At 44.9% G+C, this 20,507-nt stretch carries 11 protein-coding genes, 1 pseudogene and 1 riboswitch; of the genes and pseudogenes, 2 read left to right on the top strand and 10 right to left on the bottom strand.

Annotated features, from left to right (window positions below):
* Positions 1–162: 162 nt before the first annotated feature.
* From tenA to MHB43_RS17010, 5 genes are all read right to left on the bottom strand, one after another.
* Positions 163–825, bottom strand: a complete 663-nt coding sequence (gene tenA, locus MHB43_RS17030; RefSeq protein WP_405117567.1) for a thiaminase II — start codon at positions 823–825, stop codon at positions 163–165.
* Positions 826–938: 113 nt separating this feature from the next.
* Positions 939–1,036, bottom strand: a riboswitch (TPP riboswitch).
* A gap of 207 nt (positions 1,037–1,243) precedes the next feature.
* The gene (locus tag MHB43_RS17025; protein ID WP_405117566.1) at positions 1,244–3,916 is read right to left on the bottom strand and encodes an endo-1,4-beta-xylanase; all 2,673 of its coding nucleotides are present in this window, start codon (positions 3,914–3,916) and stop codon (positions 1,244–1,246) included.
* A 298-nt stretch (positions 3,917–4,214) separates the two neighbouring features.
* Entirely contained in the window at positions 4,215–5,066 is an 852-nt protein-coding gene (locus MHB43_RS17020) for a PRD domain-containing protein (protein ID WP_221821364.1), read from the bottom strand.
* Between the two features lie 17 nt (positions 5,067–5,083).
* Entirely contained in the window at positions 5,084–6,526 is a 1,443-nt protein-coding gene (locus MHB43_RS17015; RefSeq protein ID WP_221821362.1) for a glycoside hydrolase family 1 protein, read from the bottom strand.
* Between the two features lie 59 nt (positions 6,527–6,585).
* Complete coding sequence (locus MHB43_RS17010) at positions 6,586–8,544, bottom strand: beta-glucoside-specific PTS transporter subunit IIABC (RefSeq protein WP_221821361.1); 1,959 nt, start codon at positions 8,542–8,544, stop codon at positions 6,586–6,588.
* Positions 8,545–8,949: 405 nt separating this feature from the next.
* Here MHB43_RS17010 and MHB43_RS17005 point away from each other — a divergent pair, with 405 nt between their 5' ends.
* Positions 8,950–10,170 (top strand): cytochrome P450, encoded by a 1,221-nt coding sequence (locus MHB43_RS17005; protein WP_221821359.1) that lies wholly within the window; start codon positions 8,950–8,952, stop codon positions 10,168–10,170.
* Positions 10,171–10,241: 71 nt separating this feature from the next.
* On the opposite strand, the gene MHB43_RS17000 is transcribed toward MHB43_RS17005, so the two are convergent.
* The 5 genes and pseudogenes from MHB43_RS17000 to MHB43_RS16980 form a co-directional block, all read right to left on the bottom strand.
* Entirely contained in the window at positions 10,242–11,648 is a 1,407-nt protein-coding gene (locus MHB43_RS17000; RefSeq protein WP_405117565.1) for an MFS transporter, read from the bottom strand.
* 289 nt (positions 11,649–11,937) lie between these two features.
* Positions 11,938–12,711, bottom strand: coding sequence for a glucose 1-dehydrogenase (locus MHB43_RS16995; RefSeq protein WP_313771463.1), 774 nt, complete (start codon positions 12,709–12,711; stop codon positions 11,938–11,940).
* A 533-nt stretch (positions 12,712–13,244) separates the two neighbouring features.
* Positions 13,245–13,358 (bottom strand): annotated as a pseudogene (locus MHB43_RS16990) (alpha/beta hydrolase); the annotation flags it as partial.
* A 639-nt stretch (positions 13,359–13,997) separates the two neighbouring features.
* Positions 13,998–16,838, bottom strand: coding sequence for an alpha-L-rhamnosidase (locus tag MHB43_RS16985; RefSeq protein ID WP_221821356.1), 2,841 nt, complete (start codon positions 16,836–16,838; stop codon positions 13,998–14,000).
* Between the two features lie 52 nt (positions 16,839–16,890).
* Complete coding sequence (locus MHB43_RS16980) at positions 16,891–18,537, bottom strand: extracellular solute-binding protein (RefSeq protein ID WP_221821355.1); 1,647 nt, start codon at positions 18,535–18,537, stop codon at positions 16,891–16,893.
* Between the two features lie 192 nt (positions 18,538–18,729).
* On the opposite strand from MHB43_RS16980, the gene MHB43_RS16975 reads away from it, so the two are divergent.
* Positions 18,730–20,412: a sensor histidine kinase gene (locus MHB43_RS16975; protein ID WP_405117564.1), complete on the top strand. Its 1,683-nt coding sequence runs from the start codon at positions 18,730–18,732 to the stop codon at positions 20,410–20,412.
* Positions 20,413–20,507: the final 95 nt, after the last annotated feature.

Genomic DNA, 20,507 nt, shown 5'->3' with positions numbered 1-20,507 from the left:
CCCTTTTTTCGGTATCGTTGCAGCTCCACGAGAGAAACAAAAGGTAACAAACGAAAGCTCGTATGAAGCAAGGGGGGATAACCTCCCTCTTCAATACGAACTTTTATGCCCTCTTATTGTTTATGGACGCTGCTCTCTAAATTGAATTAACTACCATTGAACTCAAAGCTCCAGCCTCCATGACATCTCCCAAAAATCAAGCTCAAAGCGACTGCACATCACGAAAATATCTTCCATCCGTTGGTACGTTCCCTCGCTACACCCCTCTAATAGCTTATCCGTTAACGTCACAAGGGATTGATTGTTACTGTTGTATTCAGAGGAAGCATATCCTGTGATCCACTCTCCATAAAAAGGATGATCAACTGCACCTGGTTTTTGAGCAAGGGCTTGACCAATCTCCGCATAGCTCCATGAGCAGGCCAAAATGGATACAAGTACTTCTGCTATGCCACCCGCATGGGAAACAGAGAGCATATAGTTAGTATAGGCTGCATTTTTTAGTGCAGGTTTTACCTGAAAAACATGATCCTCTGTAATCCCTAGTCGTTCCATATAAGATCGATGAATTTTCATTTCGCCATTCAGGATGTTATCTACATTTTTACTAAAAAACTGCATCAATTTGGGGTCGTGCGACTTGACGATACCCAGTGCAAATACGCGGGCATAATCGAACAGGTACAAGTAGTCTTGCAACAAATAATAACGAAATTGTTCAACCGGTAAGGAACCATCTCCGATTCCTTTCACAAAGGGATGCTCAAGACATTCCTTCCACACAGGCTGTGCCGCCCGATATAGTCTCTCTGAAATAGTCAACATATGTTCCTCCAATTCATAATGTACGTATTTAAAAACAAAAAAACGAAACATCCATAGGATGTTTCGCAGACAAATACACTAAAACAAGAGGGTTCGCATGAGCTACCCAAGTACAGTGTTTCATCGTTGCATCCCTACGTTGGCATTATCCAAATCAGGTAAGGTCGGTTTAACACCCTCTCAGCCGGTTAAGGCTCCCTCGCAAACGGTTGTATGTAGTTGATTACTTTCTTATCCCCATAAAAGAATAAAATAACATCCATTTAGTATATCAAGGGCTGTTTAATACAGTCAAGGCAGATTGTATCACGCCTCATCAGCTTGAGTGACGTCTTTAAATGATGAAAACCATCACAACAATGGTTGAGTTTTATCCACTGTTATGATGGTTTCTATTCTTACAATTATTGTTGATGGTTTAATGCCCGAGCTTGTTCTTTCCGACAAAAGTGAGTATTCCGTACTGGGAAGTGTTTCTCCAGCTCTCATTGGTCGTAGCATTCCATTTGGCTACGTTCTGTTTACCTCCGCCCTGGTTGTCGTTAATTTGAAGATCGAAACCGAGAACATTTCCTGCTTTGGGCGTCAGTGAATGTAACTGGATTCGGGCTTCTACGAGATATCCTTTATTTGTTTTCTTCACAGCACTTACAAGGCGTCCGGGTGAGGCACCCCCTGCAAAGGTTCCCACATTGTCTGCACTGATTCTGAACTGGGCATCATCATATTGAAAATACGGTGTGCGCTGGTGATTCTCGTCCAGGAAAATCTCAACCGAATCCTGATCCCATGGGTTGATGTTATCTGTGATGATGTTTGGATCAGTGACGTCGATCAGCAGGTATAGATACTCACCTGTCCACATTGCCCGAGCGACTGCCTCTGCACCTTCGTTCTCATTCAACCGTTTTACTTCAAATGGTACAGCCTTATTCCATGATGTGTCTTTCTTCCCATCAATCTGAACAATCCCTTGTACAGCTTGTGCAGATTTGGGCATAGGGGCAAGCTGAATCACGCCGTATTTGCTTGTATCCTGTTCCTGAGATTGTGTTCGATCATTCCAGTACATTGGATTATAAGGTTGTGTCCCACTTGAACCGCCATCAGTCACACGGATATCCAATCCGGCTTCATATTCTGATCCGACTTGGATACCACCCCACGGAATGGACAATTCAACCTGATATCCTGCTTTGGTCTCGCGTACACGATATGAACGCTGCTCCACGCCCTCAGCTTTGCCCGACCGCTTAATGATTACGTGTCGGTCATCTGCTTCATATGAAGTGGTCTTGCCATTATTGAGATCAACAAAGATATCTACTCTGTCGTTCACATCTGCCTTCGCATCCTGAACATCCACAAGGATATACAGGTTACTTTGATCCCATAAGGTGCGGAAACTGGCTGATCCCGAAGAGTCGCCCTTCAGTGGAGTAGACACCGCTTTGTTCCAGAGTGGATCTTGTGAATGTTTTTTGATATCCGGTTTACCCGAAAGTGAGACGGCTCTCTGTGTCAAAACAGGCAAGCCTGATTCATCCACGAGCCCCCAGTATGCTTTTTTGGCCTTCAGGGCTGAATCAAACAGCATAGCCTGGTTGTTGTAAGACTTCTCATCTTGGAGTCCCCATAAGGTAACTGAAGAGATGTGATCTTTGTGTTTTTGGTACAAATCCAACAGTTCCTTATATCGATACGCCTGTTTTACCGCAACTTCATCCGACATCTCTTCACCAAATGGAATTCCGCTATCCACATCCAGTTCCGTGATCTGAATATCCAATCCAAGTTCGGCGAACATGTTGATCGTTTTTTCAATTTCCTTGATGGGAGGGGATTCCAGGTTATAGTGGGATTGCAAACCCACACCATCGATAAGCCCCTTATCTTTCAGTCGTTTGACCAACTGAAACATATGCTCTCTTTTCTCAGGGACTTCCGTGAAGTATTCGTTGTAATATAATTTGGCATTCGGATCTGCTGCACGAGCGAATTCATAGGTTTTCTCAATGTAATCCGGACCGATTAGTTCATAAAAGGGACTTTTACGTAAACCGTTGGCATCACCATTGCTATCCGCAATCGCCTCGTTTACCACATCCCAGGCATAGATCTTACCTTTGTATCGGGTCATGACGGTTTCAACGTAATCCTGAATCCGGGCAAGCAGTAATTCTCGACTCGCAGGGTTACCCTGAGGATCTTTGAACATCCACTCTGCTGCATCAATATGCCACAACAACGCATGTGCGCGTACGCCCATACCATGCTCCTCGGCGAACTGAACATATTGATCGGCTGCCTCGAACTCATAAACACCCTCGGAAGGAGACATGTACTTCGGTTTCATCTCATAGGTTGCGGTCAAGCTGTTAAAGTGCTTTGTGAGAAGTTGTCCATATGCGCCTTCCAACTGCCAGCGATACACCGCTGCACCAATGGGGAAATCATCTTGATACAGGTCCTCCAGAGACCGAATACCTTCTTCAATCTCCAGTTGCTCGGCCAGAGTAAATGATACATCATCCACATAGAACGATAACGTATCTACGCTACCTTCAGAGATGTAGGGTGTTTCGATGAACAAATTCAATTCAGTGGGATCATCGCTATACTGAAATTTTCCGGTGATCTTGTGCCATGTATTCCACTCTGCTTTGGCAATTTTCACGCTACCGATCGGGTTCCAGCTTTCAGCAGTTGTTTTTTTATATGTGGTGAGCTGTAGTGTTTGATCCGTGATGGGCTCCTGGGTAAGTCTTACATATGCCGTAATTTCGTACTCTTGGTTACGCTCAAGCAGATCCTTCATGGATAACATCGGTCCATGATAGGAACGCTCACGGTTGGCGATCAGCATACTGGACTGACCTTCGTGTGCCTCCTGCTGTGTCACTGTCAGCCTTTCGTTACCTGTACGTGGAGTCCATCCCTGAAGTGTACCGTCTTCAAAGTTTGTACTCAAATGGCCTCCTTCCACTTCCGTAACTGCCTTGGCTGCATGTGAGACATTCGAAAATGGAAGCATGGCAAGTACGAGCACAAGAACCAAGGCTGTTATATTCCATTGACCTAACCGTTTCATACAATTCCTCCTCTTGATCTGGTCTAAGTATTTCTGAACGGATTAACATCCAGATAAATAGATTATAGCTCTTTAGATAGCGCTTACATATAACGAATTTACAATAATTATAATAAAATGTTATCAATTGGTAATTATGATTTTAGGAATCAGAAGTTCGTTAATCATGGAATATCAAAAAGCCGCTACATATTTGCAAAAATAAAAGACCGTTTCCCGATAAAATACGAGAAAACGGTCATAGTTAGAAAATATCTTTCCCGAAAAAGAGTTAAGGGAATACAACTTTAACTTTGCTTTATAATCGTCCATCATCACCCTGTTCCTCCTGGACAATTCGAGCAATGTGAATCATCAAATATAATAATTCCTCGTTCGATATGGAGATGTCCAGCATATTCTGCACGTAGGTTTTGATCATCTCCGCGCATTTGTATTCAAGCGGATGCTCCTTCACCATGTGCTGAAATATAAAATCTTTCGCCGAATTGCCCAGACGCCCTTCTTGTAAACGCTGGATGAAGAATTGCAGGTGTGTGACAAGTCTCACATAATGGATGGAATTTTTGTTCAATTGCATATCAAGGGTGTATTGTATCAGATTAAAAATATCTTTTAACATCTTAACGGATTGCATCGTGCGCTCCATATTCTGTTCATGCGTTTGGGCATTCACGAAATGAAAAGCGATATTCCCTGCTTCTTCTTCCGGCAGTTCAACCCCCAGTTCTAGATTCAGCAACTGAACGGCTTCAAGGCCAAGTTCGAATTCAACAGGGTGAAACCTCTGGATCTCCCATAACATGCGATTCTGTAGTGCTACACCTTTTTTCCATCGTTCAATGGCAAATGACAAGTGATCCATAAGCGTAAAGAAGATTTGGTCGTCAAGAGACAACTTTTCTTTTGCATTGGTAATCAGTTTATTTATGACATTCACATGTTTTTCCGGCATGTTTTCGATGGTTCGTACGTAAGCCTGCGCAGACGGATTATTTTGCAGAATGAATCGTTTTTGGATGTGTTCTTCATCCAGTCGCTCGCCAACTTTGCCTTTGAACGCCAACCCTTTTCCCATGACAATCATCTCTTGCCCCTGTTCATCTTTGGTCAGAAGCAAGCTGTTATTTAATATTTTGATTACTTTCATGCATTCATCACGATCCTTTATTCTTTCGTGACCGCCTGATCCGAATTTCCGATACATCTGCCATTTTGTTTAATGACCTCTTGATACCACGAGAAGCTTTTCTTCTTCAAACGCTTCAAGTCTTTCAGATCCTGTTCACCACGGTTTACATAGATCATGCCGTAGCGTTTCCCATAACCCTGATGGGTGCTTACCACGTCAATAACGGACCAAGGGCAATAACCAATCACATCCACACCATCCGTCAGAGCCAGTCTGATCTGTTCCAGATGTTTCTCAATAAAATCAATCCGGTACGTGTCGTTAATCGTGTAATCTGCCTCGAGTATATCTGGGGCTCCTATACCATTTTCCGTAATTAGAATCGGGAGACCATATCGTTCACATACCTTACGCAATGTTAACCTTAGGCCAATCGGATCGATGACCCAGCCATATTTTGTTTTTTCGGTATAAGGATTCTCCGCGGCTCGGTAGACTCCCTGCTCACCAAGCATAATTTGCTGATCACCCGCACGAGCTGTAACATCCGACGCATCTCCCATACTGGCGGCAATGGTTGCCGTCGAGTAGTAGTTGATTGCTACCAGATCGGGGCTGCCAGACTGGATATCTTCCATGTCACCCTGCTCAATAACCGGCTCGATGCCGCGTTCCTGTACATAACTCCAGAATAATGGATTATACCGTCCCCACACCGATAAGTCGAGAAAACCCCATCCACGAATTGTCTCCCAGTTATGTGCAGCGATTGCATCTGCTGGTCTGGAGGTTGCCTGGTACATGGAGGTCATGTTTAATGCAGGACCAATCTTGCCTTGCGGGAGCATATCATGAAATAGTCGCATCGTTCTGCCTTGAGCCACAAACATGTGATGATTTTGCTGATACAGTTCCTTACTGGAAGGCAGACGTCCGCCTTTTGGTGTACCAATAGCACCGGGATGGAGAATCATTGTATTCTGCTCATTAATGGTCAACCAATATTTCACTTTATGCCCGTAATGCTCAAACAAGATACGCCCGTACTCCACAAAGGCATCAATCGTCCCCCGGTTGTTCCATCCTCCGGTTTTCTCAAGCTCGTAGGGTAAGTCGAAATGATACATGGTCACAATGGGCTCAATACCATGGAGCAGCAATTCGTCAATTAATTGGTGATAAAAATCGAGTCCCTTTTCATTAACAGGCCCTGTGCCTGAAGGCAAGATTCGAGTCCATGCAATCGAAAAACGATATGCTTTGAGGCCCAGCTCTGCAAAAAGCTTCACGTCTTCTCTGAATCGGTGATAGTGATCGCTCGCAACCGTGAAATCGGCGGTTCCAGCCGGATGATCACACATATCGATGACGGACAGGCCTTTGCCATCTTCGTTCCAGGCTCCCTCGACTTGGTAGGCCGAGGTAGAGCCTCCCCACAGAAATTCATTGGGGAATGGTTTGGTGTGTTGATATAACATCTCAAACACTCCTTCATTTTAATGTTGATTAAGATATATGACGGACCATATTAAGCTTGTTACGAAAGGTGGATAATCGTCGCTCCAACCTCCACAGGACTCTGCTTCTCCAGCTTAATGTCCGGGAAACGATCCGAATTGGCGATAATGATCGGGGTTATGACTTCGTAGCCTTCTGCCTTGATGGCGTCGATATCAAAGCGGATCAACAAGTCCCCCCGTTTTACGCGATCCCCTACTTTAATGGAAGAGTCGAAGTGTCGCCCCTTCAGGTTTACGGTATCCACTCCAATATGAATGAGCACCTCTTCTCCATCGTAACCATTTAATTTCACCGCATGTTTGGAGTCCATGAAAGCCGTAACTTCACCTGCGATCGGAGCATACAGTTCTCCTTTGGCAGGAATGATAGCAGCGCCCTTACCCAGTAATCCCAAAGAGAAGACATCGTCTGGTACACGGTCTAGATGGACTAATTCCCCTTGCATCGGACTTGCGATCGTAAGTGGGCGTAATTCATTTTGGGTTGGTCCATTCGCATTTGTTGTTGCAACTGACTGCGTGCTTAGAGTGTTGTCTTGAAAAGACAGCCCGGAAAGTGTCTTGTCATCGTTAACGTTGGTATTGCCTTCTTCTTCATCATCCACTGGATCCTCAAAACCAATGATCCATGTCAGAGCAAAAGTAACGATAAAAGCGATCAGACAAGTCACAATGGCATGAACGATGTTCATCGGATTGCTTCCAATGAAGGCAGGTAACGCGGCAAGACCCGGAGAAACGAAGGCATAACGTACTAATCCGGTCAGACCAGCATATATCCCTGCTACACCACCACCAATCATTGCGGCAATTAAGGGTTTCTTCAGTTTCAAAGTTACTCCGTACAAGGATGGTTCCGTGATGCCCAGTACGGCGGTGAAACCGGATGAAGCAGCGAGCTGTTTCAGTTTTTTGTTTTTTGTTTTTAATGCTACAGCAAGGGTGGCCCCACCTTGAGCAATATTGGACGCGAGCATTCCCGGGCCGTTGATCATTTCATATCCATTTTTGGTTAGTTGGCTAGTTGCAATCGGTGTCATCGCCCATGCAGTGCCTGTTACGATCAGGAATGGTTGCAAAGTTCCCATTAACAAAGGAATCAGCCAACTGGCTCTGGCATTAATCGCTTCTGCACCCATGGCAACCAGATCATTCAGGTACGTTCCGAAAGGTCCAATCGCCACCAATGCAAGTGGTGCTGTAATCAATAGTACAAGCATTGGTTTCGTGAAAAATTTGATCATTGAAGGCGATACCCGATCCGCGAAACGTTCAATATAGGACATGAGCCAAACGACGATAATAATCGGCAGCACGGAGCCCGCGTAATCGGTTAGTCGAACTGGAACACCGATGAAAAACACATCTTTTCCTTCCGCCATCATGGCGCTCCATCCCGGGTGTAACAACACGCCGGCAACTGTCATCGCCAGAATGGGACTAGTTTCAAATTTAATGGAAGCTCCATAAGCCAGCAGAATAGGCATGAAATAAAAAGCCGCGTCCGCAATGGTATTAAGAATATAGTAGTTTTGGCTTTCCGTCGTTACAAGGCCTGTCAGCACAAGTACGGCTAATATCGCTTTGATCATACCCGCGCCAATGATTGCCGGAATTACCGGAGTAAATGTTGTTGAGATCACGCTGATGAATCTGGAGATCCAGCTCTGTTTTTGTTTTGGTCCGTTATTTTTGCCAGAATCCGATTTGGATTCCGCACTTCGGGTAGCAGAACCCATCTGCTGAGTGATAACTCGGTAGACCTGCTGCACCTCATTGCCCACAACGACCTGATATTGTCCACCATTGTTCACAACGGTAATGACACCTGGAAGTGCTTTGAGTTTTTCTGTCTCCGCTTTGGAGATATCGTGCAGTTCGAATCGTAGTCGGGTTGCGCAGTGCGTAAGCCGAGCGATATTATCCTTCTTCCCAACCAATTCCGTAATCTCTTGTCCCAACTTGCGATAATCCATACCAATGCCTCATTTCTGAATTTGGATATAAAAAAGACCAAAACGATATGCCTTCCCCTACTCACATAAGGAAAATGCAAATCATTTTGGTCATGCCTGCTTTACCAGTAACAGCCAAACACTGCTAATATTTAATTCGTTGTAGATGTAAACGTTTACTGGATCATAATATCACACAATAAATTTGTTAGCAATCACTTTATTCGACATTTTTCTGCATTTTGATATGAAAATGTTTCTTCATCTGTGACCCTAAGAGTATCTCTAAATAATTGATATTCAGTAAAACATTTCATTTAATTGCTAAATAAGTGTGATTTATGGTACCTTTAAAACAAATAATGATAGTTTGGCTATCATTATTTGGAGATTTCCACAAACTACATTAAAGGATGGCGAGGAGACATGCAGACTGATAACAGATCGATCGTTATTCATCAGGTATCTAATTTAGAGACACCTGAAGAACTTTGGAATCCATATGCTTATTATGAGTACATGCTGGAGAATCATCCCATCTATTTTGACGAGAAGCAGCAAGTATGGAATCTGTATCGTTATGATGATGTCAATTCCGTTCTAACAGACTGGAAACGGTTCTCCAGTGTTCGTAAACGGAGTGTATCCCCGGTTCCACCGGTAATTACCCGAGTGAACATCAATTCTGTTGATCCCCCTGTTCAACGTGATATTAGAAAGTTAGTCTCTAGTGCCTTCACCCCACGTCAGTTAAAAACCTGGGAGCCTCAAATCGCGGCTATCGTTGATGAGTTAATGCTTGAGATGAAGACGAAAGATGATGTGGACATTGTTCGAGACCTAGGGGTTCCACTTCCTGTTACTGTCATTGCCGATCTACTTGGGGTAGAGAGGCAACACCGGGCACAGATCAAAGCCTGGTCTGACATGTTATTTTTCCCCAATGCCACAGGTAATGAGCAGGAGCAGATGAATGCGAAGTATGCGGCTATGCAAGAATTTAACGAATTTTTGCTCCCCATTGTTCAGCAGAAGAGAAAGCATCCTGCCGAGGACATTATTTCCGATCTCACACTTGCCGAGCTGGATGGGGATCAACTAACCGATGAAGAGGTTGTTACCTTTAGCTTGGGCCTCCTTGCTGCTGGGAACGAAACAACGACTAACATGATAAACAGCCTGTTCTACAGTTTTATGTATGATCAACCCGGAATCTATCAGGATATTGCCGCAGATCCAGAACTGATAGAGAATACTGTTGAAGAATCGTTAAGGTATCGTTTTCCCACGACACTTGATCGTGTGGTAGTAGAGGATACAGACATCCTTGGCGTGCCTATGAAAAAAGGAGATGTTATATTAACCTGGCTGGGTGCAGCCAACAATGACCCTAGACATTTTCCCGAACCTTCCCGCTTTGATATCTACCGTCCCAACAGCAATCGTCATCTCTCGTTTGGCAAAGGACCTCACTTTTGTCTGGGCGCTCCATTAGCCAGGCTAGAGGGCCAACTGGTGCTGAGAGGGTTCACGAATCACTTTTCCAATATTACTGCAAAAATCAAATTTGAAGCGGCAAGCCAGCTCTACCCGGGTACACAGACTCTTCAAAACCTGCCAGCCATCGTAACAACCAAGCTTTTTTGAACTAATTTCATCAAATTAAAAGTGCCCTTACACACAAGCGATTGGCTGTGTGTAAGGACACTTAAATCTTGTTATGCCTTTCTTCTACCTTCAAGCTCTCTAATAATCGTTGGATATTCCTTGTCCAGCTTGTTTTTGTAAAGGAATACTACAAGAAGAATGAATACAACAATGGGGACGTATATATTCAACGCGATGATGGCCTGCTTTGCTCCTTCTCCTTGGGTTGTAGCTTGTTCGACATATCCTCCTAGCGCGAGGAACCATCCAATCATTGCTGTGCCAATGGCTGTGCCTACTTTTGAACCGAAACCGATGACACTATTCGTTAAACCAACAAGTCTTTTGTTAAATTTCCATTCGCCGTATTCAATCGTGTCTGTGACCATTGCTCCACCTACTGCCATTAGCGGAATTGTACCAAGCGTTTGGAAGATAGAACAGATCAGACCCAATGTAATGCTCTCGGGAGCGACTAACCGAACGGCTGCTCCGAGGAGTCCGATTAATATACCGCCGAGGGCTGTATTTCGCTTGCCATAACGTTTGATGAATGGTCCGGACAAGGCAAATCCGATAATAACCGGAATCAAACCAATAGCACCCATAATGCCGATCAGGCTTACATTGCCCCAAATATATTTGGCATAATAACTTCCTGCTGCCACGCCCAGAGCAAACAAAATGCTAGCGAGAGCCATTACGAAGAACATATATACCCAGTATTTATTGGCAAAGAGTAATTTCAGTCCTTCACGAATCGGCGTTTTATCCTGAAACATGCCAAGCTCATCCAATTGAACATTGTTGTACTTTTCCCTATTGGACAGGAATGAAATGAAAATCCCGATTGCTGCAACACCAGCAAAAATTGATGCGAGCAACGTCCAGTCACTTCTGCTATTGCCCATGGCTGTAACGATTGGAACAAATGCAACGGCAACAACCATACCTGCCAGATACCCGCTGCTTGAACGGATAATACCCATTAAGGAACGCTCGTAACTGTTACGCGTTGTTAACGCCATCAAACTGTTATATGGAATCGAGGTTGGAGTAAACACCAAAATGTAGAATACAAGATTCGTAATAATCGCATATATAATTTTGCCTGTAGAACTTATATCCGGCACGGAAAACATTAAGAATAATGAGATGAACATTGGAATGGTCATCCATAACAACCAGGGACGAGCTTGCCCATACTTGGTTTTGGTCCGATCCACCAGTACACCCATACCGATGTCTGCAAACGCATCCAAAACTTTGGTAAGCAGCATTACCGTACCGACTACAGCGGCAGACACGCCAACGACATCCGTATAATAATACGTGATCAAACCCAACAATCCACTTGAAATGTTTAACCCGAGCTGTCCCATTGAATCGCCAATTAACTTTTTCGTTGGTATTTCCCGGGGTGGCTGAGCCGGCGTATTATCTACTTTAATATGCTGCTCGTTCACTGCAACTCCCATAACACTCGCCTCCGTTACTCTTCATGTTGAATTTCTCTTCCTCTTCTATACTTTCATTTTATGTCCTGGCATATATAACAGATATAGCGCATTGTTAAGATCAAATAACGCAATCCAAACAGAAGGTATTCCTGCTGTTTGAACGACAAAAAAACTGACTCAGGTATACTGAATCAGTTTTTGGTCCATCTGTTTTATGCACGATTCTTATGAATAAAATGAACCGAAATAGATCAGGAATCGGCTTTAAAATCGCTAGAACCATGTTCGAAAGACTTGCTGTTACTCCTTAAAGTGTCAATCCACCGTCTGCTACAAGGATAGAGCCTGTCATATAACTGGAGCCGTCCGATGCCAGGAATGCTACGAGTTCAGCCAGCTCCTCTGGCTCCGCAAAACGCCCAATTCTCATATTTGGGAATTCTTCGGGCATATAATCGCTTTCTTGTAACATTTGCGGAACAGCTGCGGTCAGCGAAGTGGCTACACCCCCAGGGCAGATAGCATTTACCCGAATGCCCTTTCTGACGTACTCAATCGCTGCTGCTTTTGTCAATCCGGCAACACCGTGTTTACTCGCTGTATAAGCGGCCAGACTGTGCTCAGCTCGAAGCGCCGTGGTTGATGCTGTATTTATCACATGACCGTAACCTTGTTGAACCATCACGTTGAGAGCGTGCTTCATCCCCAGGAAGATCCCCTTCAAGTTGACGTCAATGATACGGGAGAAATCGTTCAGGGATGTTTCATGGAAAGGCTGGAACTTCTGAATGATTCCTGCATTGTTGAACGCGACATCGATTTTACCAAATGTTTCAATTGCTTTTTGAATATAGTTTTCTACATCCTCTTCCTTGGATACATCAGCTTGAACAAAGATGCCCTCGCCATCCTGCTCCTTCACAAGCGCAAGTGTCTCTTCCCCTGTTGTTACATTGTAATCCACCAGAACGAGCTTGGCTCCTCTCGATGCCATCAACACTGCACTAGCTCGGCCAATACCGCTACCAGCGCCTGTGATGGTAATCACTTTGCCTGCAAACGAATCGGAGTTGGTATTCACAGCTTTGCTCGCTTTAGGAGCCTCTGCAGATTCGAAGGTTACGTTAGCAAGATCCGCTTTCAGTGCGGACAAAATGTCTTCTGGCAGATCGACCTGTGGAACGGCTGCGAGTTGATCCAGCGTAAAATGGGAAGCCATTTTGAATGATGGCTCGTTAATGAATTCAGGTAGATGTTTGGTAAGCAATGTTGTTGCTTCATCATTATTCAATAGTTCCGAAATTTTAATGTTTTCATTGTAAGTTGTCATAGTTGTTTCCTCCAAATTTCATTTTGATAGTTTTACTATTATATTGATATAAATACTATCATTTTGTGTCTTTTTTTGCAATTCGTCATTTTAATAGATTAGGAACGAGCCCGAAAATGGCTAAAGGACTTATTCTGTTTATGCTGTGTTTCCTCCAGTGTTATGTCACCGAAATAGTCTTTAGCCCATCGTTAAGCTGCTTCTGCTCTTCCTCGGTTAACAGGTTCCACGCCTGGAACGGGCGCAGGAAAAATATCACTCATCTCCTCCAGAATACAAGGATAACCAAGAATCATTGCATTAGGCCGAGTGGAACCCATCGTCCCCAAAGCTGCAGCAAGATGGCCCCCTGCGGAGAAGCCGCATACCGCTACTTTTTGAGGATCCAGTCCGCACTGTTGGCCCGCTTGAGTGTCAACGCTTCCTCCGTATCATTCAATGGTTTTGGAAATACAGCATGCTGATTGAGTGAATTTCACAGGATAAAGACTTGATAACCTTCAGCCAAAAATGCCGTAGCAAACGGGTTCAGCTTCTCGATCAGAACAAGCTCTATATCCTCCACCTGGAAGCACAAGTACCGCTGGCCGCTTTTTGGTATTTGCCAGCTCGGGTGAAGAATCCAACAGGTAGAGTGGATTGACATGGCCAAAAGGATACTTCTATTGTAGATTTCAAGTGAGACGATCGACTATAACGCGATACAAAGATCGTGTAGCGTAATTCAAGCCCATTGCTAGTCAAAGACAAAGAAAAAACCGCGAAATCGCGGTTAAGTAGGGCTATCCTCTCGTATTATGATTATTGGCCTTCCGTGTGATATCAAATGCATCCGGGTCAGCGAACTGATTCTCATCCCGGTTGACTGAGGAACAAAGAGCATGTCGCCCTTACGGATGTGCTTGCCACCGAATTCGACATCCTCGGTAGCCCAGCGAATATTACTCACCTCAGCAGGCCATCGGTTTGAGATGATTTGCATTTAAAGAAACGTCATCGTGTTTCGTTTTCGTCGTATCTACGAGCAATGATTTATTCTATACGATTTGAATGGTCTCCAGCTTGAGATCGAGCTGGTCAAGTTCTTCCTCTGGCGTACTGAACGAAGGATAGGTGGATAGATCACGCAAGCTTGCTTCCCCCATCGGGCCAATTGTCCCCGGGTCCAGCGAAGCCAGCACCGGTGAAAGCTCGTGCAGCATACTCCGGCTATGCTCGTTACGAAGCAGTACATTCAGAGGTGTACGGGTGCTTAACGTTTGTTTGTATGGCACGGATGGTACATAAATAAAATCATACGTGCCACTCACCACTTCGATGATCACTTCATCTTCAACCTGAACGACAATCAGGCCTGTATCCGAAAGTGTAATTCCGTTCATCATCACCTGATCAACCACGGCGCGTGGCAGCTTGATCGTTGCTGTTGCATTAAATGGAACAGAGAAGCTTAAATACAGCTTACCTGCTTCATCAAACCTCCATTCACTGCAATAAGTTCCTGCAGCGGTGTCAATGCGACCTTTAGTCCACTGGATTCTGAAATCAGGCATCGGTGCCAGCAGTGCATGGCGGAAGCCAGGTCGATCCTCTACTGGATTGATCCCCGCCATATGACGATACATCCATTCAACAACGGCACCATAGGCATAGTGATTAAGCGAGTTCATACCATTTTCACTGATTGTACCATCTGGCAAAATGGAGTTCCAACGCTCCCAGATTGTTGTTGCTCCCATATTGACCGCATACAGCCAGCTTGGGTAATCATCATTGAGCAGAAGCGTATAGGCGATATCATTGCTTCCATATGCTGATAGAACCCGGTTCAAATACGGCGTACCTACAAAGCCAGTTCTCAAGTGGTTCTGATCCTTGCGTACACGCAAGCGAATAGCTTCTGCAATCCGTGCTTTATGTTGCTCAGGAACGAGATCCATATACAACGCTATAGCGTATGCGGTCTGTGTATCTACTGCCAGACGTCCATTCGCAGTAAAGTATTCCTTCACAATTGCAGCTCTAACCTCTTGCGCCAACTGGTCATAGGATGCGGCAAGATCATGATGTCCAAGTACTTTGGCAGCCTTGGCTACGATATCTGAAGAATAGGCATAGTAGGCTGAGGCAATAAAGTAATTATCTGTTCCCCCCATTGGAGAGTTCGGATCATCCCCATCTAGCGCAAGCCAGTCACCAAAGTGAAAACCTATCGCCCATAAACGTGTACTACCGGATTCGTCATCCGAACGCTTGATGTAATCTACCCATGTCTTCATGCTGTCAAACTGCTGCTCCAGAATGGATGGGTCCCCGGAATGCAGATACGTGTTCCACGGAATAATGGTTGCCGCATCTCCCCAGGCGCTGGACCCTCCGCCCTGCACACGTCCAACCGGAATGACCATCGGAACCATACCGTTCCGATCCTCTTGTTCCATCCACAGATCATATCCATACTTGTTAAAAAAGGCATACGTATCCATATTGTAATTTGCTGTACCGGAGAATACCTGTGCATCCCCTGTCCAGCCCATGCGCTCATCGCGCTGTGGACAATCGGTAGGGGTATCTAGGAAGTTTCCCTTTTGCCCCCAGAGTGCATTTTCGAACAAACGATTCACGCCAGCATGACTGGTTTCTAAATACCCGGTACGTTCCATATCCGAGTAAACCACACAGCCTGTGAAGTCATTCAGATCCAGTTCGCCTGCCCAGCCTTCAACCTTAACATATCGGAAACCGTAAAATGTGAAATACGGACGCACAATAGCTTCTTCACCGTTTGCTGTATAGATGTACTCCGCCTTAGCCGAGCGAAGGTTCTCCCGGTAGAAATTGCCTTTCTGCAACACTTCGCCATATTGCAAATGGATGACCGTTCCGCTTGGTGCCGTAGTACGGAATTGCAGCCAGCCTACCATATTCTGGCCCATATCAATGACCGTTTCTCCCGCAGGCGTGGTCAAAATTTCGATCGGCTTCAAGGTTTCCTTGATCACGACCGGAAGACTTTTTCTTGCTTGTAAAAGCTCATACCCCATTTCACTTTCCCGAACTGGATAAATCTCAGTCACGTCCAGCGTGGCATCATAGATTTCTCCGTCATAGATGTTACCATCCACCACATTCGAGCGGGTGGCATGCCAGGACAGATCTGAAGGGACAACAACTTCTGTTCCATCCGTATACGTAATCACCAGCTCGGACAGCAATGCAAAATGATCACCATACAAATTGGCAGTGGTATCTCCTTCAAAACCAAACCGTCCCTTATACCAGCCATTCCCCAAACGGACATCTATCGCGTTGGACCCTTCTTGCAGCAGGTCGGTAATATCGTAAGTTTGATACTGAAGCCATTTGTGATAGGCATTATAATGAGGGGCCAAGTACTCATCCCCAGCCTTGACTCCGTTTAGTTCCAATTCGTATACTCCCAAACCACAGATGTACGCCCGTGCTTTGGCGATGGGACCTTTGACTTCGAACGTTTTCTGGAGGACTGGATGAATCGTCGGTTCCAGTTCAGGTGTAATCCACTTTGCTGTCCATGGTTCATCCTGCTTAGCCGTTTCAAACCAGGCCGTTTCACTGGTCGCCTTTTCCCCAAGCTCATTCCATAATCGAACTCTCCAGAAGTAACGCGTCCGTGCAGCCAGTTCCAGATCCGGAGAATACGCGAGCGAATCAATATCCTCTGTTATTCCACTATCAAATACAAGTTCTGTAAAAGATTCATCCAGTGCAATTTCTACCTGTGCGGCGATCTGCGTTGTCGCTGTCGTATCCGTAACGGTATAAGAAAAGGTTGGCTTGGTTACCGCAAAACCGAGCGGATTAGTGATGTGATTTGTTTTCATATGAGTAATGTTCATCGATGAAACCTCCCCTTGTCGATTACCTTTCGGAACGTTTAACCATCCTGCTTTAAGGCCGAGTCTGCGCCAATTGGTACCATTCATTCACTTCTTCCGTGATTTTTCTTCCGCCTGAATCCATCCATTTTTTCACGAACTCATCAAAAATGGTGAGTGGCTCCTCTCCATAAATAATGGAGTTGAAGGTGTCCAGTTCCATTTTTTGCAAATAAGTGTTTCGAGCTTGCATTGTTTTTGTCGGGGGCCCCTGAAACAGATTGACTCGATCAATCTGCCGCTGCCTGGTCTCTACAACATTTGCCTTCATAATGGGATACTGCTTCTCATCCTTAGGGTCAATTCCCATACTGAACAAAATGGCGCGATCATGAGAGCTGAGCCCTTCTCGCTTGCCCATTTTCAGAAGAGCTGCTCTGAATCGGGAAGGGTAACTCGCATATTGTCCCATGAGGGTATATTTGAACGTTATCACTTTCCCCCCGGGAATATCGCGGCTGTCACTATCCACCGAACCATCCGGGTTCAGTACATAATCATATCCATTCTGATAGGCACTCAGATACAACGGATTATTCGTCACCGTAGCCTCATACAGATAGTTCTGATACTTAAAAAAAGCCTGCAAGGCTTCTTCAGAAATGTTTGCGCTGATCATTAAAGCCCCGCTGTAAGAGTTTCCTTTGAATCTCGCTGTGGTTCCGTCCATTCCTGCAGGAATCGGATAAGGCACAAACTCAGCCTTCGGATCCTTTTCATTAAGTTGTTGCAGCGGATAATCTCCAAACCAGCGTGGACCAGCTACCATGCCAACTTTGCCATCAAAGATATTTTTATTGACCTGATTGAAGTCCTGCAGAGCTATGTTATTGCTCACATATCCTTTTTTCTTCCAGTCTTGCAGTTTTGCCAGTGCGGTTTTGATCTGAGGCTGGATACTTCCGTACACGAGATTGCCCTGTACATTCTTGCTCCATATACTTGGAATCGCTCCATACGCACCAAATACCCAGGATATGTCTCCGATAGGCGAGGCCAGATACTGGTCCTTGATTGCAAAATCAATACCGTAGGTATTCTGTACGCCATCACCGTCTGGATCATCATAGGTAAAGGCCTTCATTACACTTTCCAGTTCGTCAAGATTGCTTGGTGCCTTCAGGTTCAGATAATCTAGCCAATCCTTGCGAATCCAAAGTACGGACTGCGAGGCTTGCTCCGTAATGATCGGAATCGCCATCCGTTTCCCGTCAATCTCAAAAGGCTTCCATGCTTCTGGCACTTCAGCCATAGCCGCTTTCCAAGTGGATGATGCATATCGATCAAAGGCTTGTCCAGCGTCCAACAGTTTGCCTGAGATCATAAATCCATTGACTGTGTCCATGACATTGGATGAGAACACGTCAGGTAACGTATTGTCAGCAGAGAGCATTAATCGAAGCTTCATATCATAGTCATCGACAGGAGCACTCCATTGGGTCCGAATATCCACGCCAAGCGTTTCTCTGGCCCAACGGATATGTACATTATCGGTAGCAGTTTCGCCATTTTTGTAGATGGTGGTTGGATCATTCATTTTGACTGTTGTTACGATCACACCTGTTTTTACAGGCATAGGCTCTTGTGCTTTACCACTGCATGCGGCGGTAAACAGAATCAAACAAGCAACAGAAAGAAACAGGTATATTTTGCTACTCATGTGCGAAATGCACTCCTTCATCTAATTCATCTTCATCATATCGTGCCAGTTATACAGTCGAAATAACGCTTTTTCAACATTAGATAATTCATTCTTAACCTTCATCTATATTACATTCCAAATCACTTGTATTTCATCCAATGCCAGCCTACAATAAGGTGAATTTACATCGTTGGCAGGAGGCGTTAAGGGTTGAAAAAGAAATACAGGACCTTTATGAACATAGTGGCCATCACGCTGATTATGCTTGTCGCCGTCCTGGTCATGTATACCTTCTCGGTTCAATCCAGTCTGGATACCGTTCAAAAGGATATTGAAACCAACAATCTCAATCGAGTGCAGTTTGTCGTTAACTCACTCGATCAGAGCATAAATCGGCTGAATATGTTATCCATCTCCATGGAAACGGACAATTCTATTGCACTGCTGCGATCCATTGACGTGATGAGTTCCTTTGAGCAGGTACAGTTGATTCAAAATGTTGCTGTGAGAGTCAATTTGCAAAGTTTGTCCGAGGGATGGAATAACAAAATATCGGTCTACTCGGTTCTGTTGAATCAATGGATCATTTCTTCGGAGTTAGATATGAAGACTCCCTCTGTAGATTCACTGAAATCAGGCTGGAACTATGATGCAGCTACAGCTAAATATTATAAATACAAGGTCAGTCCACAGATCATTATTCGGTTGGAGTTCCCGCGCAGCAATCTGGAGGATATAGTTGAGAACTCACATCAGAGCGAGAATGAGACGTTATTCTATAAACCGGACGAGCAATTGATTACTCGCAAAGAGGCTAATTCCATTACCCCTCTCATCATGAAGGAGCTAACCGGTCATCTACAACCATCCTCCGGTACAGAAACCGTTTCGGTTAACGGAGCCCAGTACATTGTCAATTATGTGTACTCTCATCAGCTCGGTTGGTATTTAATTGATTTTATGCCTCTTGATAAAGCGTTAAAGCCTATACGAATGACCCAATTCTGGTTTTACTCTGCCTGTGTCATGCTGTTTATGGCGGGGGTCACGATTATTGTTGTTCTTTTCCGCAAGGTACAGATCCCCATACTTGCTCTGTTAAAAGGTGTTCGTCTTTTGAAGCATGGCGACTTCTCTTATCGTATTCAGCGGCAGAGCGGTAATGAATTTGATTACTTATATGGTCAATTCAACGACATGGCCGGACAGATTGAGGATTTGATTGAAAAGGTATACAAGGAAAAAATCGTAGCTCGTGAAGCGGTGCTGAAACAGCTACAAGCCCAGATTAATCCTCACTTTTTATATAATTGTCTCTTTTTCATTAATAATATGACAAGATTGGGCAATGAGGAAGCGGTTACTGCCATGACCCAGAACTTGGCTGAATATTTCAGGTACACCACACGCCTTGACGAGCCGATGACCTGTTTGGAAAAAGAGTTGGGTATCGTTCGCAATTACCTTGAGATACAGAGCTTACGCATGGACCGTCTCTCTTATCAGATTGAGCTACCGGACGAGCTAAGATCTGTCCCGATTCCCAAACTACTCATTCAGCCTTTGGTGGAAAACAGCATCATCCATGGCATAGAAGCCAAGTGGGATTCCGGTTCCATTCATATCACCGTTGAGCGCACGGAACACGGGCTCTGTATTGTGGTTGACGACGACGGGAAAGGCATGACGGAGGAAGAAATTAATGCACTTAAGGCCAGAATATCCGAGCCGCCTGTGGACACGATGGGATGTGCACTCTGGAATATTGCGGAGCGTCTGCGCATTCAGGACGCTACCCATTCGGGTATCCAGTTTGAACAGAGTCCCCTTGGAGGCATGCGTGTCCGATTAAACTGGTCGCTCGCCAATTGGCAGAATGAATCCTTACGTTGACAGAAAAGAGTCTAGTTTGATAGCATAGTTTGAGTTCATTCCAACAAGGAGGTTTTTACAATAGAACCCCGTCAAAGGCTTCAACAAGAGCGCAG

It is taken from the genome of Paenibacillus sp. FSL H8-0317, from assembly GCF_045040685.1.
GTDB lineage: Bacteria > Bacillota > Bacilli > Paenibacillales > Paenibacillaceae > Paenibacillus.
Note: the sequence above shows the minus strand (reverse complement) of the source record. Positions and strands in the feature narration are given on the sequence as shown.

What these genes read in the sequence shown, in the direction of transcription:
- MHB43_RS17025 (WP_405117566.1), bottom strand. Translation starts at nt 3,916, where the DNA reads ATGAAACGGTTAGGTCAATGGAATATAACAGCCTTGGTTCTTGTGCTC.
- MHB43_RS17015 (WP_221821362.1), bottom strand. Translation starts at nt 6,526, where the DNA reads ATGTTATATCAACACACCAAACCATTCCCCAATGAATTTCTGTGGGGA.
- MHB43_RS17000 (WP_405117565.1), bottom strand. Translation starts at nt 11,648, where the DNA reads ATGGGAGTTGCAGTGAACGAGCAGCATATTAAAGTAGATAATACGCCG.
- tenA (WP_405117567.1), bottom strand. Translation starts at nt 825, where the DNA reads ATGTTGACTATTTCAGAGAGACTATATCGGGCGGCACAGCCTGTGTGG.
- MHB43_RS17010 (WP_221821361.1), bottom strand. Translation starts at nt 8,544, where the DNA reads ATGGATTATCGCAAGTTGGGACAAGAGATTACGGAATTGGTTGGGAAG.
- MHB43_RS16980 (WP_221821355.1), bottom strand. Translation starts at nt 18,537, where the DNA reads ATGAGTAGCAAAATATACCTGTTTCTTTCTGTTGCTTGTTTGATTCTG.
- MHB43_RS16985 (WP_221821356.1), bottom strand. Translation starts at nt 16,838, where the DNA reads ATGAACATTACTCATATGAAAACAAATCACATCACTAATCCGCTCGGT.
- MHB43_RS17020 (WP_221821364.1), bottom strand. Translation starts at nt 5,066, where the DNA reads ATGAAAGTAATCAAAATATTAAATAACAGCTTGCTTCTGACCAAAGAT.
- MHB43_RS17005 (WP_221821359.1), top strand. Translation starts at nt 8,950, where the DNA reads ATGCAGACTGATAACAGATCGATCGTTATTCATCAGGTATCTAATTTA.